This is a genomic window from Parabacteroides sp. AF17-3, assembly GCF_003635445.1.
GTDB classification, from domain to species: domain Bacteria; phylum Bacteroidota; class Bacteroidia; order Bacteroidales; family Tannerellaceae; genus Parabacteroides; species Parabacteroides goldsteinii.
In genome coordinates this window covers 1-14,480 of the sequence record NZ_QTMM01000017.1, presented here as the reverse complement: position 1 = coordinate 14,480, position 14,480 = coordinate 1, and the positions used below count along the sequence as shown (strand labels likewise).

The window sequence follows — 14,480 nt, the reverse complement described above, 5'->3', positions numbered from 1 at the left end:
TAGTTCGATTGGATTTGGCGCGCAAGTTACTCATAAAAAACAGGCGGTGCAACGTTTCGACTTATGTTTGCATCAATTAGATATGGATGTAAATACAATTAAAACCATATGAATATGAACAGAACAAACCATTTCTTCCTGACCTTTACAAATAAAATATTGGCAGGATTATTAAGCCTGTTAGGCTTTTCACTGGCAGCATGCGACAAAATAGGGGCAGACGAATACGGATGTCCCTATGCCGATTATGAAATCAAAGGGAAAGTAGTCGATGAGAACGGGAAAGTCATCAACGGCATACAAGTTATTATTCCCGACCCTTTTGGTAATGAAGAATATACGCATCGGGATACGCTGATCACGAATAGTGCCGGAGAGTTCGTCGCACGACCGGTTGTCACCACTTTTGGCACGGATATCACTTTCAAAATCACAACAAAAGATATCGATGGCACCGATAACGGAGGAGCATTTGAAGAAACAATCACGGAAGTAGCTTTCAAAAAAGAAGACCTGACAGGAGGAAACGGCGAATGGAATTATGGTAATGCACAAAAGAACGTAACTATCAAAATGAAGCAGGCTGTGGAAAACAAAGAATAAGTAAAAACAAATATCCAGACTTATACAACCGCCGATGCAGTATTTTTCGTACTTTTGTATTTAATCATATGTAATCTATCAGTTAATAACGAAACAACGCAAGTTATATGAAAAGGTTCTATCCTCATTTTTTGAACAGTATGAACTGGGTATTAGCCGGTTTACTCACCTTACTAGGTTTCTCTTGTTCCGATTCGGATGATGATGGGGGAGGTCAGGTAGAAGAATACGGCTGCCCACATGCTAACTACGAGATCAAAGGGAAAGTGGTAAACAGACAGAACAACCCGATCCCCAATATACAAATCGCCATCAGCGATTCGGTTCCCGACCGTCAAATGCCCAGCGATACCATCTACACCGACGCAAAGGGAGAATTCCTTTGGGAAACCGGAGAATTCCCCGGGGCAACATTCAAACTTATCACGACAGATATTGACAAAGATAAAAACGGCGGTCAGTTTGCAGCCGATACCTCTTTTGTTTCCTTTAAAAACGCCGTCTATGAAAATGGCAGCGGTTGGTACGAGGGAAAAGCCAAACAAGAGGTTACAATCACTATGAACGAACAGATTAACACGGAAGAATAATGGATAAACGCCCCGGATTTCGTAAACGCATCGCTCTGGAACTCTTCCGCAGTATCCGAAGAAACAGGGCCAAGCTACACGAACTACGCACACTCTTTTGGGAATGTACGCTTCGTTGCAATGCATCCTGCCGTCATTGCGGCAGCGACTGCCATGTATCGGCTGGCATGAAGGATATGCCGGTGGAAGATTTTCTGAAAGTTATAGACGATATTACTCCCCATGTCAATCCTAATAAAGTATTGGTAATTTTTACCGGAGGAGAGGCTTTGGTGCGCAAAGACATCGAAACCTGCGGAATGGAACTTTACCGCCGGGGATATCCCTGGGGAATCGTTTCCAACGGATTGCTGATGACACGCGAACGGCTGGACGCGCTGCTGGCCTCCGGCATGCATTCGGCAACCATCAGTCTCGACGGCTTCGAAGAAGCACATAACTGGTTGCGCCGTCATCCGAAAAGTTTCGAGAATGCAGTCAACGCCATCTGCATGCTGGCGGAAGAGAAAGAGATTGTCTGGGATGTGGTGACTTGCGTAAACCAAAAGAATTTCAAAGACCTGAAACTCTTCAAGGAATTCCTGACGGAAATGGGAGTAAAACGGTGGCGTCTGTTCACCATCTTCCCCGTCGGACGGGCCGCCGAAGAAGCCGACCTGCAACTGACCAACGAACAGTTCACCTGGATGCTTAACTTCATCCGCTACTGCCGGCAGGAAGGAAAGATACACACCAGCTACGGTTGCGAAGGGTTCCTCGGAAACTACGAAGCCGAAGTGCGCGATTCCATTTTCCAGTGTAATGCCGGAATCAGTACAGCTTCGGTGCTGGCAGACGGTTCCATTTCCGGTTGTCCGAGCATTCGTGCCAATTTCCACCAGGGGAATATCTATAAAGATAAATTCATCGACATCTGGAACAACAAATTCAAACCGTACCGCAACCGTGAATGGACACGCAAAGGACAATGCGCCGACTGCAAAATGTTCCGCTATTGCGAAGGCAACGGCATACATCTGTACGACGATAACGGCAATCTGTTGTTCTGTCATTATAATCGGATAAAGTAATTGCGTACAATATCCCATCTTTTTCCTATCTTTATCCCCCGAATAAACTTCTAAAAGAATTTATACATGAAAAACTCTCTTATTCTCTGTGCCCTGCTAACGCTAGGCCCGGTTTGTTACGCACAGCAATCGAACATCACCGATTACACCGAACTGACCGACACCAAGCCACACGATAGTGAGGCTGTATGGAATAAAATAACAACGCCTACCCAACTCAGCTGGGCGAGCACGGACGTTCGTTATCCGAAACTCAGTATCCCAACCGTTACAAAAACCTCCCGCTGGCAGACGAAAGCCTGGAAAGGAGAACGCGTAAACGCCCAGGCCGTACTGTGGACAACCAACGACCTGTCGGACGCAACCATCACCGTCAGCGAATTGAAAAACGGTTCATCCGTTATCCCGGCTTCCAACGTCACCACCAATTTCGTGCGTTACGTAATGACCGACGAATTGAACAAAGAACGTACAGGCGGTTGCGGTGTACGTGAAAACAAGGCGGAATGGGATTCTTCCGTTGTTGCCGACGTGTTGGATATCGTAAAGATGCGCGATGTCGCCGCCCGTACGACACAACCTATCTGGATGAATGTATGGGTACCGTCCGACGCACGTCCCGGAAAATATAAAGGAACACTGACCGTTTCAGGCGAAAACTTCCAACCGATGAAGTTACAGGTGGAGATAGACGTACTGAACCGTACCCTGCCGGAACCGAAAGACTGGAAATTCCATCTGGATTTGTGGCAGAACCCGTATTCCGTGGCCCGTTACTACGACGTGCCTCTCTGGAGCAAAGAACATTTCGATGCCATGCGCCCGATCATGAAGATGCTGGCTAACGCCGGACAGCGTGCCATCACCACCAGCATCATGCACAAACCCTGGGCGGGACAGACCGAAGATCATTTCGACAGCATGGTGTTCCGCATGAAGAAACTCGACGGCAGTTGGGAATATGACTACACTGTTTTCGACAAATGGGTAGATTTCATGATGAACGATATTGGCATCAACGACCTGATCAGCTGCTACACCATGATCCCGTGGGCATTGAGTTTCGACTATTACGACCAGGCCACCAACCGCATCCAGTTCATCGAAGCCAAACCGGGCGATGCAGCTTATGCCGACTACTGGGGCAGTTTCCTGAAAGATTTCTCCCGTCACCTGCGTGAAAAAGGTTGGTTCGAAAAGACTGCTATCTCTATGGACGAACGTCCGTTGGAAGCCATGCAAGAGGCTATCAAGGTAATCAAGCAGGCTGACCCGGAATTTAAGATTACGCTGGCCGGTAACTATCATAAAGAGATACAAGGCGACCTGTATTACCTGAGTATTCCGTACGGCCACAAATTCCCGGAAGATGTGAAAGCCGAACGCGACCGCAAAGGCCAGATCAGCACGGTTTATACCTGTTGTTCGGAAGCATTCCCGAACACCTTCACCTTCTCCAACCCGGCAGAAGCCCCCTGGACGATCCTCCACGCCGTTGCCGGTGGTTACGACGGTTACCTGCGTTGGGCAGTCAACAGCTGGACAAAAGATCCGTTGCGCGACTCCCGTTTCCGCACCTGGGCAGCCGGCGATACATACAGTATCTACCCGGGTCCCCGCAGCAGTATCCGTTTCGAACGTCTGGTAGAAGGCCTCCAGGACGCTGAAAAAATCCGCATCCTCCGCGAAGAACTGAAGGGCAGCAAACTGGATAAGCTGAATAAAACGGTAGCCATGTTTACTCCGGAAGGACTGGCTGAGACACAGAAGTCGGCTACGGAGATGGTGAATGAGTTGAATAAAGTGCTGAATTCGTTTTAAAAAACTTATATTAAAAAATAACGGTTTCAAATTTCCTACAATAACAGAATTTGAAACCGTTTCCATTTTTATGATAAACCATTATGAGTTTTCCTTTTAAAAAGATCTCTGTAAAAGAATTCTACTGCTATTATTGTGAATATAAGATTTAATATCGCCCTGTCTTCAGCATGCATTCGAAAAAATCCTCCTATAATTAATGTAAAAGGGACAAGTATAAAAAAGACAGGAATAGAACCGATCAAAAAACTAATAATCCTCAACAAAACTTTTCTTGAAGACATCAAAGTGTTACGATCTAATAAATATTTAATGACTTCTCTAAATCCCCAATAAAATAATGGAGCGATGAAGGTACATATTTGATATATATTAAATCCATATTTATAATCATAATCAAAAACATCACCTCGTTTATTTCCAATCAATAAATAAAGTAAACTATTAAACAAAAACCACATACCAAATATAAATAACTCTTTAGTTCTTGACTTTAAAAAAGTTATTATCACATCCATGTTTATATTCATAGACTCACCTTTTACACTATTTCCACAAAATTTACAGTAAAAACTATTTTCTGAAATTTCTTTACCACATTTCCTACAATACATATTATTATGATTTAAAATAATAATTAGATAAAAAGCATACAAATAGTCCTAATAAAAATCTTAAACTTCCTAAAAAGGCGACCCATATATCTCCAACTATCAAATAATGAAGTCCCCACATAGTTTGATATGAACCGAAAAAGGTTAAAATCAAAAAAATCAAGAACAAACTTATTTGCAAAATAGACAAAAAGAACTGCCACAAAATTAAAGAGTCATCAGATGTTTTAAATAGTAACCTCAATTTAAGAAATAATTTTTCAAGACATTTTACTCTCAGAACTTTTCCTTTGTAAAATACTACAAAAGCATTTATGGTAGCAACAGGTAAAGCCATCCACACTACGGCACTCGCTACTGAAGATGCCCCTTCCTCTATAAGAGATTTTTTAGCTGTAGATAAGGCTGCGCAAGCTAAAATCCATGAAAGCAAAATAAAAATACCCTTTAGCAAAACTATAAAAATAGATTTTAAACGAGTTATAACTGACTCCATAAGTATTATCTTTACCCCTCCCTGTCCCCTCCGTTCGGTGTTAACAAAAAAAGAAGCGTGGGAACCATCGTCTATTACTGTCTTGAGGCTCTCGACTGCCCACTCATCAATAATAGCACAATGATCCCACGCTTTATGCAAGTATATAGTCCACCCGTCACCGGGTAGGTATATATAACAAACATAAGCGCAGGAAACATTTTGTCTATTATCTTGATGAGTTGAAATTGTCGAGATTTCAAGACAAGATAATATTGAAACGCTTCTACGTTATTTTTTCAATACGTCGCAAAGATCGCACATTTAGATTATTAAACAAAATATGCGAGATCTTTTCTCTCAGAAATTTATATTGTTACATTTCTATCAAACTTTCTATAGCTTGTATAAAACCAACAGCTTGCGGATAAAGTTCCTTTACCTTTTCCTCCGTCATCATAATAAAATCGTCATAATCTCCCGTTTGGCGATTGTCAAAAAGGATTGAAAAGAAACGTGCCTGCTCTTTTGACACCAATCCCGTAACAACAAACTCCTTTCCTAATGCCTGACGAACACCGGAATGTGTTTTCACACTAATACCATTCTTCAACAGCAAAGCAGCAACAGCGTAATAACAGGCATAATACATACGGTTGGTTGCAGTGTTCCAAAAGCCGTTTTCAATATGCACCGGGACTTCGTCCAACGTTTCTTTTGCATTCTGTAATCTGATGGAAACAAGTGATTTTCGTTCTTCATCCGTCATAACGCAATTCCTTCTCTCATTACATTTTCAGAAAAAGGCGTCGTCAACTTTTCCCATATCTTTTTACTGAATACACGGGGACTGATGATCACTCCCGTCTCGAACTCTATGTCATAAAGCGGATAAGCGATCTCCTGTTCCTCTTTCAGAGAGATATCTTCTTTGTCAAGCAAGATAAGCAGATCGATATCGCTGTCAGGACGGGCATCGCCACGGGCTTCGCTTCCGTACAGAATCGCCTGTGCACCGGGAGCAACACGACGGATAACTTCCCGTATACGGTTTACTATTTCAGGACGTCTCATAAGATACTCCTTTCTTCTTTAATTTCTATTTTCACAAAGGTAGCTATAAATCTCAAAATCACAAGAAAGAGGGTTGTTTCGTCAAGATAAAGACAAAAGAAGGCTCCGACAAGTGAAAGTGACCTTCCGGAAATCCGGGAAGCATTTTTAAACGGTGCAAAACGGTTTCCGGAAACCCGGGAATGAACTTTCACCATTCAAAAGGCATTTCCGGAAATCCGGAAAGTCACTTTCAACAGTCGAAAATCGTTTCCGGAAATCCGGAAGGTATTTTTCAACATTTAAACGAGGTTTCCGGACTTCCGGGAACTTTTTTTTAATATAATCACAGAAAAACTCTTTTTACCGGAATTATTTGTCTACATTGCCGAATGTTTAATTCACTATAAATCTTAAATATCATGGGCAGTTACACAAAAATCAAGCACATAACGCTTTATGATCTCAACAACGCCGAATACCTGGCCTTCCTCAACTCCGTGCTGAACCTCGTCCCCGCTCCGACCGGCGGCGGCGACCGTCCCGAAATCGAATCGCTCGATGCCGACGTACGGACAAACGGCTCGCCCGATATCGGACTGTCGGCACAGTTTGTGCAAAAAATGGAAAACGACGTCATGCTCCTGGCCGACACGGTCGACGAAAGCCGCATCGCACAGGAAACGGAACAGGCCGCCGTTCACGAAGCCAACCGCGACAACCTGGTCATCTACATCACCACCCGCATTTCGCGCGCCGGTACCCTGCCGCTCGAAGCCGAACGTGATGCCGGAAAGTTTCTCTATAAGGTGATCAAACCGTACATCGGCATCGCCCGCCTGCCGGTAGCACAGGAAACAGCCAAAATACAAGGCCTGCTGATCGACCTGCGGAAGGACGAAAACGCGTCCTACGTCACCACCCTCGGACTGGAAGCCTACCTGGCCGAACTCGAAAAGGAAAACAACGCCTACATCGCACTCACCTCGGCGAGAACACAGAGCCGCGCCGCCAATAAAAAGGACAACAGCGCAACAATCCGTCAGCGTCTCGACAGCCAGTACGACGACCTGGTGATGCTGGCACAGTCGTTCAGCGTAGCCCAGCCGTCGGCCGCAGCAACGACATTTGTCAGCAACCTGAACCAGCTGATCTCAGAAACCGTCACCGCTTTCAACCAACGAAAGAAAGGTTCCGGCCCGGCAGGTGAAGGCGGAGGCGGAAGTAGCGACCGCCCGGAAATCGAATAAGTCAATCGGAGAAAAAACGAAAAAGGGAGGTGATTACTTCCCTTTTTTCATTTGATCCAAATAGAGTTTGATATCCGGCATCTGGAGCCGCCTTGTTTCGGCCTTCTCCTGCTTCAGGAGTTGCTCGATATCCAACGTTTCTTCTATGACGTCATCAAATCTTGCCAACAAATCTTCCCGTTGCTCTTCCGTGAGATTCGTCCCGCAGATACGCAGCAGATACCTTCGCAAGATTGCTTTTGTCTTCTCCGGATTACGACAATGCTTCATATACAGCGCCTGTTTCAATTCAAATGAAAGCTCCGGGTTCTCGGTATTTGCCAGGTCTTTCCATAAAGCTTCTTCTTCGTATACCATCGCTTTATAACGGCTCAGGTTCTCCTGGTCGAGGAAAGTGATATAGGTAATCAGTTTTTTGTCGAACCGAACCAACGACAAACCCTGTTTGGAGATCATGAAGCCTTTCTCTTCCATTTCCTTTTCAGTCCACTTTTCAGGCAGGTAATAGGTCAGCGTTTTGTCCTGATTATATATCATATAATATATAGCCGGATGTATGCCACGCAGGTTGATCCCGTTGTATTCGAGATACCGCTCTTTGTAACGTGTCAGGAAATGGGCCGAAAGCCTCTCCAGCACAAAGTCTTCCATATTATTAATGAATAGATAATCGACCGCGTTGTCCCGGTACAAAGGGATATAAACGATACAGCCGGCTATAAACTCATCTGCAGCGGTATAGCTGGTATTAATAAAAACGACATGCCAGGTATTTTTCGATTTGGTCAATACGTTTTTTTCCTCAATCAGCGAATGGAGGACTCTCTTCTCCCCTCTGCGCAAACGAAGGCGGTTTATAAACTGTTCGAAAGCGATCTTCACTTTCATGCGTATCTCCAGAAAGTCGCGGTAGGCAACGGCCTGCAGTTCGTCCTCAGTCATATGTGATGTAAACATAGCAGTAAAGTTTAATATTAACGATGGATAAAAGTACGAATATAAATTCACTAAAGATGTAAATCCTCAATCATTCAACGGCATGGAGCCTTTACTTCTCCGAAACATATAAATGACACGCAGACGAAACGGATTGAAGCTAATTTATAATATCCAAATAAGTCAAGGCCTTGTTCGTATACAGAATTATAACTTTCCCAAAAGCGGTCACTAACTACAACCGGCTTTTTAGGAGCGCCGCTTTCCATTGTTCAAATTTTTGGAATCCTTCATCTAAAGAAGTAAACATTCCCTGCTCAATTTCATGGATATGTTTCCAAAATTCTTCCTGAGAAACTTGAAGCGGTACATTCGGATTCCATTTATCGGAATTCCGGCATACACAAGACTTATCTTTCTGAGTTGATAAATCACGATCTGATGAAAAATGATTAATTTTTGTCATAGTCAAAACTGTTTATTATATTAGAATACGATAAAGATAGATATTCTTCCCCGAATAAAAGACATTTGATAAAAGGAATAACCATAAAAAAAGAGATACCGTTATAGCATCTCTTTTTTATCTTATTTCTCGCGAATAAATACATTAATCGGTGTCCCTGTAAAATCCCAGTTCTCCCTGATCTTATTTTCCAGGAAGCGTTTGTAAGGATCTTTGATCCACTGCGGCAGGTTGGCAAAGAAAACGAAGGAAGGAACAGAGCCTGCGGGCAGCTGGGTGATGTATTTGATCTTGATATACTTTCCTTTCCATGCAGGAGGCGGATAGTTCTCGATGATCGGCAACATGATCTCATTCAGCTTGGCTGTCGGGACGCGTTTCTTACGGTTGTCGTATACTTCTTTGGCAGTTTCGAGCACTTTCAGGATACGCTGCTTGGTCAACGCCGAGATGAACAGGATAGGGAAATCTGTAAACGGCGCCAGACGTTCGCGGATCGCATTCGTATAGCTGTCGATCACCTTCTGGCCTTTATCTTCTACCAAATCCCATTTGTTCACACAAACGACCAACCCCTTCTTATTCTTCTGCACCAAAGAGAAAATATTCAAATCCTGGCTTTCGATACCGCGGGTAGCATCTACCATCAGTACACAGACATCGGAATTCTCAATCGCACGAATCGAACGGATCACCGAATAATATTCCAGGTCTTCGTTCACCTTTCCCTTCTTACGGATACCGGCTGTATCCACCAGATAGAAATTCAGGCCGAATTTATTGTATTTGGTATAAATAGAATCGCGGGTCGTTCCGGCAATATCCGTTACGATATGACGGTCTTCACCGATAAACGCATTGATCAAAGACGATTTTCCGGCATTCGGGCGACCGATAACGGCAATACGAGGCAACTCTTCTTCCAATTCTTCATTTTTTTCTTCCGGAAGGATCTCGATGATCTTATCCAGCAAGTCGCCGGAATTGGAACCGTTGATAGCCGACACACAGAAAGGATCGCCCAAACCGAACGCATAGAACTCTGCGGCCTCGGCATGCATCTCAAAGTTGTCCGCTTTGTTTGCCACCACGATAACCGGCTTTTTATTACGGCGCAGTATCTTGGCCACTTCGATGTCCAGGTCCGTGATACCGTTCAACACATCCACCACAAACAAGATCACGTCTGCTTCATCCAAAGCGACCTGTACCTGCTTATTTATCTCTTCTTCGAAAACATCATCCGAATTAATTACCCATCCGCCGGTGTCGACCAGCGAAAACTCTTTACCGGTCCAGTCCACTTTACCGTACTGACGGTCGCGGGTAGTCCCTGCTTCCTCGTTCACGATGGCCTGACGCGATTGGGTCAGACGGTTGAACAGGGTGGACTTTCCTACGTTGGGCCTACCAACAATTGCTACAATATTTCCCATAAATTTCTTTTCTGTGCGCTGTTTTTAATCCAGCTGATAACCAAAATTCTTCAACAGGTTATCCCGGTTACGCCAGTCTTTTTCAACCTTGACGAACATTTCCAGGAATACCTTCTTCTCAAAGAAGCGTTCAATATCCTTACGGGCCATAGCACCGACTTTCTTCAGTGCCTGTCCCTTATGCCCGATGATAATCCCTTTCTGGGAATCCCGTTCCACAATAATGAGCGCCTTGATGTGAATCATTTCTTCTTCTTCCTTAAACAGCTCAACAACGACTTCCACCGCATACGGTATCTCCTTCTGATAATACAGGAGTATCTTCTCGCGAATAATCTCCGTAACGAAGAAGCGGGCCGGCTTATCGGTAAGCGCGTCTTTTTCAAAATAAGGGGGAGACTCGGGCATCAAATCCTCCACCCTATGCTTCACATAATCAATATTAAAGTTCGAAAGCGCGGAAATCGGAATGATCTCGGCCTTCGGAAGAACCTCTTTCCAATGGGCTACCATCTTTTCCAGTTCGGCCTGATTGCTGGTATCGATCTTGTTGATCAGCAGCAGGACCGGACATTCCACCGATTGGACCCGCTGGAGGAATTCTTCATTTTTATCGATTGTCTCAACGACATCGGTCACATAGAGTAACACGTCGGCATCACCTAAAGCCGACTCCGAAAAATTCAGCATAGACTCCTGCAACTTGTAATTCGGATGCAGGACTCCCGGCGTGTCTGAATACACGATCTGCATATCGTCGGTATTCACAATCCCCATGATACGATGACGGGTAGTCTGCGCTTTCGACGTGATGATGGAGATACGTTCCCCCACCAGACGGTTCATCAGCGTGGACTTCCCAACATTAGGATTACCGACAATATTAACAAAGCCGGACTTATGCTTGTTTTCCATTATAACCCCATTTAAGATAAATTGCACCCCAGGTAAAGCCTGCACCGAATGCTGCCAGAATCAGGTTATCCCCTTTCTTCAGCCTGTCTTCCCACTCCCAAAGGCAGATAGGAATAGTACCGGCACTGGTATTACCATATTTCTGGATATTGATCATTACCTTCTCCATATCCACACCCAGACGTTTAGCCGTCGCATCGATAATACGCAGATTAGCCTGGTGAGGCACGATCCATGTAATATCGTCGTGGGTCAGTTTATTTCGTTCCGCTATTTCGGCAGCCACATCGGCCATATACGAAACAGCATACTTAAAGACATATTTGCCATCCTGCAAAACAAAATGTTCCCGTTTATCCACGGTCTCATGACTGGAAGGATAAGCCGAGCCACCTGACTTCATAATCAGATGAGAATAGCCTACGCCGTCAGTACGCAGAATCGTGTCGAGAACGCCGACTTCTTCCGTAGTCGGTTCCAGTAAAACCGCACCGCAGGCATCCCCGAACAAAGGACAGGTAGAACGATCCTGATAATCGGTAATCGAGGTCATCTTATCACCGGCAACAACAATCACTTTCTTATAGCGTCCCGAACGAATATAATTCGCACCTGTTTCCAACCCATATAAGAATCCGGCACAAGCTCCCTGCAAATCGAAAGTCATTGCATTCTTACAGCCGGTATGATAGGCGATGATTGAAGACATGGTTGGAAAGTGATGGTCTGCCGTTGTTGTAGCTGACAGAATCACTTCGATCTCTTCCGGATTTACTTGTGTTTTTTCGAGTAACTGCTTCACAGCACGTATACCCATGTAAGAGGTACCAACCCCTTCACCTTTCAAAATTCTGCGTTCTTTGATGCCAACACGTGTCATGATCCATTCGTCAGTCGTATCGACCAATTTGGAGATGTCCTCATTTGTCAACACGTCTTCCGGAACATATCCGCCTACACCTGTTATAACCGCATTTAATTTATCCATAATTAAAAAAATAAAGAGACTCTATATCCCAATTAAAAAATTAGCCCTAAAAATATTTTTAGGGCTATTTCTTTCGTTTATCAGACTCAATATGATCGTGACAAACTTACACAGCTGCTTCTTTTACGATAGCTAATTTACCTCTGTAGTAGCCGCATTCGCCGCATACAGTGTGATAAATATGCCATGCGCCGCAGTTCGGGCAAATAGCCATTGTTGGAGCGACAGCCTTGTCATGAGTTCTTCTCTTGGCTGTTCTTGTCTTACCTTGTCTTCTTTTAGGATGTGCCATGTTTTAATTTATTTAATTGTTATCATTCTCTATTAAACCTTTCAGGGCATCCCAGCGAGGATCAGAATTACCGCTTACGTCATCATCCATGGATATATCTTCCACTTCGTCTTCTTCGTAATCATCATCTCCGTCATCTGTACTTTTAGCAGTGTGCTTCTTCAGCTTCGTCGACATCGCTTTATTACATTTTCCCGGAGCATGTACATGCTTCATCGGTACTGCCAATGCAATAAACTCATAAAGGAACCATGCCAAATTAATCGCACCTTCCTCTTCTGGTATTACTACCACCTCGTCGCTCTCTTCGGCATATTCTTTACCGAATTTCACTACCAAGCGATTATGTGTATCAACCGGAATCTCCATATCGTCCAGACATCTGTCACACGGAACGATTGCTACACCTTCAATCTGAAAGTTCATTTCAAAAGCCACTGACGTACGCTTCACTGTCAGGTGAACCTTGACTTTGCCCTTCTGGACTTCGTCTCCGTCAATGTCCACAAAAAACTTGTTCTCCAGTAAATACTCGAATTCGTGCACTCCTGGAGCGAGATTTTTCAAATCTACGTTATATAATTTAAATTTTCCCAAAGCCTTTTAGTGTAAAAACCTTGCAAAGGTACGAAAAAACTAAACACAAATGCAATACCTATGCAGTTATTTTTTATTATTGAATTATTTAGCCTCTATATTTACGAAGCTCTATACGAAATGTCGTGCCTTTTCCGACCTCCGAGTTCTTTACGAATATCTTGCCGCCATGGTAGGACTCTATGATACGTTTGACCAGAGATAGCCCGAGTCCCCATCCGCGCTTCTTAGTCGTATAGCCGGGATTGAAGACAGTCTTATATTTTGATTTGGGAATCCCCTTTCCTGAATCCGTAATATCTATCCGCACAGTCTTGTCACGTTCTTCCACCTGGAACGTTATTTCACCCTGGCCTTCCATAGCATCCACAGCATTTTTTGTCAGGTTTTCAATAACCCAGGCAAACAGTGAATCATTCATTAAAACCAATACGGGATTATCCGGAAGATGAGTATATATCTTCACCTTGGCAGAAATGCGTGTTTCCATATAATTTAAGGCCGTACGAATCGAATTGCTGATATTTACCGGTGTCGGATCGGGATTTGATCCAATCTTCGAGAAACGTTCTGCAATCATCTCCAAACGCTTCACATCTTTTTCCATTTCACCCAGGAGGGACGGATCGATTTCTTTTGTACGAAGATATTCCACCCAGGCGATCAAGGAAGAAATAGGAGTTCCTAGCTGATGGGCTGTCTCCTTCGATAATCCGACCCATACTTTATTCTGTTCTGCCTTCTTCGTACTGGCAAGAGCCAGAAAGGCAATCAGGATAAATATGAAAACGACTGTCAACTGGGCATAAGGATAGATAAGCAGCCTTTTCAGGATAATAGAATCGTCGTAGTATAAATACTGGAAGGTTCCATCCTGCATATCGATCAGTATAGGAGGGTTCTTGCTTTTTAATTCCCGTACTTTATTTTTCAGAAACAAGTCTGAGTCCTTTTCCGGAAGGTCGATATTCTTCTCTGCAATTACACTATCCTTCTCATTACACCATAAAACAGGTATCGTGGTGTTACTCTCCAGAATCTTCAGAATAAGAGCCATATTTGAACCATTGGTTTCGGTAGCAATCATACGTTGCGCTTCCGCCCAGATCTCGACCTTCTGGCGTTCTTCCTGCGCTAAACTCTTTACAAGCTTATCAGAGACAAACACAGAAACGATCGCAATCAATGTGGCTATTAAAATGAAAAGATATTTCAGCCGTTGCCGGGAATCATATATACTGCTCATAATCTAAAATTCATACTCAATGTATATTAGAACGGAAAAGAAGATACATTATTATAAGAGAGATGTTAAATCAGGAAGAATAAAAACGAAAAGAAGCTATAAACGCAAAAAGGAGTCCACTCTATCGA

At 43.8% G+C, this 14,480-nt stretch carries 17 protein-coding genes; 5 read left to right on the top strand and 12 right to left on the bottom strand.

Annotation, left to right across the window (positions count from 1 at the left end; genetic code table 11):
* Positions 1–114: 114 nt before the first annotated feature.
* The 4 genes from DWW91_RS20935 (at position 115) to DWW91_RS20920 (ending at position 4,084) form a co-directional block, all read left to right on the top strand.
* Positions 115–603: a radical SAM-associated putative lipoprotein gene (locus tag DWW91_RS20935; protein ID WP_122328894.1), complete on the top strand. Its 489-nt coding sequence runs from the start codon at positions 115–117 to the stop codon at positions 601–603.
* Between the two features lie 107 nt (positions 604–710).
* Positions 711–1,193 (top strand): radical SAM-associated putative lipoprotein, encoded by a 483-nt coding sequence (locus DWW91_RS20930; protein ID WP_009859669.1) that lies wholly within the window; start codon positions 711–713, stop codon positions 1,191–1,193.
* On the top strand, positions 1,193–2,263 hold the full coding sequence (locus DWW91_RS20925; RefSeq protein ID WP_122328835.1) for a TIGR04133 family radical SAM/SPASM protein: 1,071 nt from the start codon (positions 1,193–1,195) through the stop codon (positions 2,261–2,263). Before DWW91_RS20930 ends, DWW91_RS20925 begins: the two co-directional genes overlap by 1 nt.
* Positions 2,264–2,329: 66 nt before the next feature.
* A complete protein-coding gene (locus DWW91_RS20920; protein ID WP_122328834.1) occupies positions 2,330–4,084 on the top strand; it encodes a DUF4091 domain-containing protein in 1,755 nt (584 codons plus the stop codon).
* Positions 4,085–4,152: 68 nt separating this feature from the next.
* On the opposite strand, the gene DWW91_RS20915 is transcribed toward DWW91_RS20920, so the two are convergent.
* The 4 genes from DWW91_RS20915 to DWW91_RS20900 all read right to left on the bottom strand — a co-directional run bounded on the left by DWW91_RS20915 (position 4,153) and on the right by DWW91_RS20900 (position 6,247).
* On the bottom strand, positions 4,153–4,614 hold the full coding sequence (locus DWW91_RS20915) for a hypothetical protein (RefSeq protein WP_122328833.1): 462 nt from the start codon (positions 4,612–4,614) through the stop codon (positions 4,153–4,155).
* A gap of 88 nt (positions 4,615–4,702) precedes the next feature.
* Entirely contained in the window at positions 4,703–5,194 is a 492-nt protein-coding gene (locus DWW91_RS20910; protein WP_147426561.1) for a hypothetical protein, read from the bottom strand.
* A 355-nt stretch (positions 5,195–5,549) separates the two neighbouring features.
* Entirely contained in the window at positions 5,550–5,942 is a 393-nt protein-coding gene (locus DWW91_RS20905; RefSeq protein ID WP_122328831.1) for a HEPN domain-containing protein, read from the bottom strand.
* Entirely contained in the window at positions 5,939–6,247 is a 309-nt protein-coding gene (locus DWW91_RS20900) for a nucleotidyltransferase domain-containing protein (RefSeq protein WP_122328830.1), read from the bottom strand. The genes DWW91_RS20905 and DWW91_RS20900 overlap by 4 nt, the downstream gene beginning before the upstream one ends.
* 401 nt (positions 6,248–6,648) lie before the next feature.
* Here DWW91_RS20900 and DWW91_RS20890 point away from each other — a divergent pair, with 401 nt between their 5' ends.
* Positions 6,649–7,476 (top strand): DUF6261 family protein, encoded by an 828-nt coding sequence (locus tag DWW91_RS20890; RefSeq protein WP_122328829.1) that lies wholly within the window; start codon positions 6,649–6,651, stop codon positions 7,474–7,476.
* 33 nt (positions 7,477–7,509) lie between these two features.
* Here DWW91_RS20890 and DWW91_RS20885 read toward each other — a convergent pair whose 3' ends face one another.
* The 8 genes from DWW91_RS20885 to DWW91_RS20850 form a co-directional block, all read right to left on the bottom strand.
* Entirely contained in the window at positions 7,510–8,433 is a 924-nt protein-coding gene (locus tag DWW91_RS20885; protein WP_009859675.1) for a hypothetical protein, read from the bottom strand.
* A 214-nt stretch (positions 8,434–8,647) separates the two neighbouring features.
* Positions 8,648–8,878: a hypothetical protein gene (locus tag DWW91_RS20880; protein WP_009859677.1), complete on the bottom strand. Its 231-nt coding sequence runs from the start codon at positions 8,876–8,878 to the stop codon at positions 8,648–8,650.
* A gap of 122 nt (positions 8,879–9,000) precedes the next feature.
* Positions 9,001–10,314 (bottom strand): ribosome biogenesis GTPase Der, encoded by a 1,314-nt coding sequence (der, locus tag DWW91_RS20875; protein ID WP_122328828.1) that lies wholly within the window; start codon positions 10,312–10,314, stop codon positions 9,001–9,003.
* Positions 10,315–10,338: 24 nt separating this feature from the next.
* On the bottom strand, positions 10,339–11,229 hold the full coding sequence (era, locus tag DWW91_RS20870; RefSeq protein ID WP_009859679.1) for a GTPase Era: 891 nt from the start codon (positions 11,227–11,229) through the stop codon (positions 10,339–10,341).
* Positions 11,213–12,217, bottom strand: a complete 1,005-nt coding sequence (locus tag DWW91_RS20865; RefSeq protein WP_122328827.1) for a beta-ketoacyl-ACP synthase III — start codon at positions 12,215–12,217, stop codon at positions 11,213–11,215. Before DWW91_RS20865 ends, era begins: the two co-directional genes overlap by 17 nt.
* A 106-nt stretch (positions 12,218–12,323) precedes the next feature.
* A complete protein-coding gene (rpmF, locus tag DWW91_RS20860) occupies positions 12,324–12,509 on the bottom strand; it encodes a 50S ribosomal protein L32 (protein ID WP_009859681.1) in 186 nt (61 codons plus the stop codon).
* Between the two features lie 12 nt (positions 12,510–12,521).
* A complete protein-coding gene (locus DWW91_RS20855) occupies positions 12,522–13,106 on the bottom strand; it encodes a DUF177 domain-containing protein (RefSeq protein ID WP_009859682.1) in 585 nt (194 codons plus the stop codon).
* An 88-nt stretch (positions 13,107–13,194) separates the two neighbouring features.
* Complete coding sequence (locus DWW91_RS20850; protein ID WP_010800623.1) at positions 13,195–14,352, bottom strand: HAMP domain-containing sensor histidine kinase; 1,158 nt, start codon at positions 14,350–14,352, stop codon at positions 13,195–13,197.
* Positions 14,353–14,480: the final 128 nt, after the last annotated feature.

Excerpts from the sequence above, each read along its gene's own strand:
- DWW91_RS20885 (WP_009859675.1), bottom strand. The coding sequence starts at position 8,433 with ATGTTTACATCACATATGACTGAGGACGAACTGCAGGCCGTTGCCTAC.
- era (WP_009859679.1), bottom strand. The coding sequence starts at position 11,229 with ATGGAAAACAAGCATAAGTCCGGCTTTGTTAATATTGTCGGTAATCCT.
- DWW91_RS20930 (WP_009859669.1), top strand. The coding sequence starts at position 711 with ATGAAAAGGTTCTATCCTCATTTTTTGAACAGTATGAACTGGGTATTA.
- DWW91_RS20915 (WP_122328833.1), bottom strand. The coding sequence starts at position 4,614 with ATGAATATAAACATGGATGTGATAATAACTTTTTTAAAGTCAAGAACT.
- DWW91_RS20890 (WP_122328829.1), top strand. The coding sequence starts at position 6,649 with ATGGGCAGTTACACAAAAATCAAGCACATAACGCTTTATGATCTCAAC.
- DWW91_RS20925 (WP_122328835.1), top strand. The coding sequence starts at position 1,193 with ATGGATAAACGCCCCGGATTTCGTAAACGCATCGCTCTGGAACTCTTC.
- DWW91_RS20920 (WP_122328834.1), top strand. The coding sequence starts at position 2,330 with ATGAAAAACTCTCTTATTCTCTGTGCCCTGCTAACGCTAGGCCCGGTT.
- DWW91_RS20865 (WP_122328827.1), bottom strand. The coding sequence starts at position 12,217 with ATGGATAAATTAAATGCGGTTATAACAGGTGTAGGCGGATATGTTCCG.
- DWW91_RS20935 (WP_122328894.1), top strand. The coding sequence starts at position 115 with ATGAACAGAACAAACCATTTCTTCCTGACCTTTACAAATAAAATATTG.
- DWW91_RS20880 (WP_009859677.1), bottom strand. The coding sequence starts at position 8,878 with ATGACAAAAATTAATCATTTTTCATCAGATCGTGATTTATCAACTCAG.
- rpmF (WP_009859681.1), bottom strand. The coding sequence starts at position 12,509 with ATGGCACATCCTAAAAGAAGACAAGGTAAGACAAGAACAGCCAAGAGA.
- DWW91_RS20850 (WP_010800623.1), bottom strand. The coding sequence starts at position 14,352 with ATGAGCAGTATATATGATTCCCGGCAACGGCTGAAATATCTTTTCATT.
- DWW91_RS20900 (WP_122328830.1), bottom strand. The coding sequence starts at position 6,247 with ATGAGACGTCCTGAAATAGTAAACCGTATACGGGAAGTTATCCGTCGT.
- DWW91_RS20910 (WP_147426561.1), bottom strand. The coding sequence starts at position 5,194 with ATGGAGTCAGTTATAACTCGTTTAAAATCTATTTTTATAGTTTTGCTA.
- der (WP_122328828.1), bottom strand. The coding sequence starts at position 10,314 with ATGGGAAATATTGTAGCAATTGTTGGTAGGCCCAACGTAGGAAAGTCC.
- DWW91_RS20905 (WP_122328831.1), bottom strand. The coding sequence starts at position 5,942 with ATGACGGATGAAGAACGAAAATCACTTGTTTCCATCAGATTACAGAAT.